Origin of the sequence: Salipiger sp. HF18 (assembly GCF_011806505.1) — a bacterium.
Lineage (GTDB): Bacteria > Pseudomonadota > Alphaproteobacteria > Rhodobacterales > Rhodobacteraceae > Salipiger > Salipiger thiooxidans.
On sequence record NZ_JAATOS010000863.1, the window covers coordinates 1 to 935 of the forward strand.

The 935-nt window shown below is 71.2% G+C and carries 1 pseudogene; it reads left to right on the forward strand.

Going from position 1 to position 935, the window contains the following annotated elements:
* Positions 1-657 (forward strand): annotated as a pseudogene (locus HC022_RS27590) (pilus assembly protein PilP); the annotation flags it as partial.
* Positions 658-935 lie beyond the last annotated feature (278 nt).

The window sequence follows — 935 nt, forward strand, 5'->3', positions numbered from 1 at the left end:
GCCCAGAGCCGCCCGCAGCCCCGCCCCGGCGATCTCGTCGAACAGGCCGAGCGCGCCACGCTGGGCGGCAACTCGTTTGCGGAACTGGCCGGAAAGCGCCCGATCGAACGCCCCGCTGCGATCAGCGAAGCGGCCCAGCAGCAGGCCGAGGCGGCGATGGCAGAGGCCATCGCCCAGCAGGTCGCCGCCACCGTCGATACCCCGCCGGAAGCAGACGCAGACCCCGACGCCGAGGCGGACGAAATCATCGCCGAGGTGCCGGTCGGCACACGGCTCGCGGTGGCAAGCTCGATTCAGCCGAAGAACCGGCCGCGCGACATCGACACCATCGTCAAGCGCACCGAATCCGAACCGGTGCGGACCGCCTCCGCCGCCACCGTGCGCGCCCAGCCCGCCGCGCCGCGGATCCCGCAGAACAGCAGCGTCGCGGGCGCGGCCACGGTCAAGAACCAGATCAACCTGCGCCAGATCAACCTGATCGGCGTCTTCGGCACCCCCTCGAGCCGCCGCGCGCTGGTGCGGCTGTCGAACGGGCGGCTGCAGAACGTGAAGGTGGGCGACCGTCTGGACGGCGGCCGCGTCGCGGCCATCGGCGATACGGAACTCCAGCTCAACAAGAACGGCCGGAACGTGGTGCTGCGGATGCCGAACGGCTGACCGGCCCGTCCCTCGGGACGTCCCGCCCCTTCATCTTGCCAGATAAACTCCCGCCGGAGGCGTCCCGACGCCCCCGCCCGCGCGAGATCGGAGAACAGGGCGCCCCCTCACCACCGCACAAGGTCACCACACGGGCGCGGCCAGTACGCGTGGCCGATACATCAGGAAACCGCGCCTGACCGCTCAGGCAGACGCACCAAGCGCCCGAACCAGCCCAACGCCCCACCAATCCGCGGAAACCACAGTCTGCGCCCCGGCCGCGGCCCCCCATCTCAGAA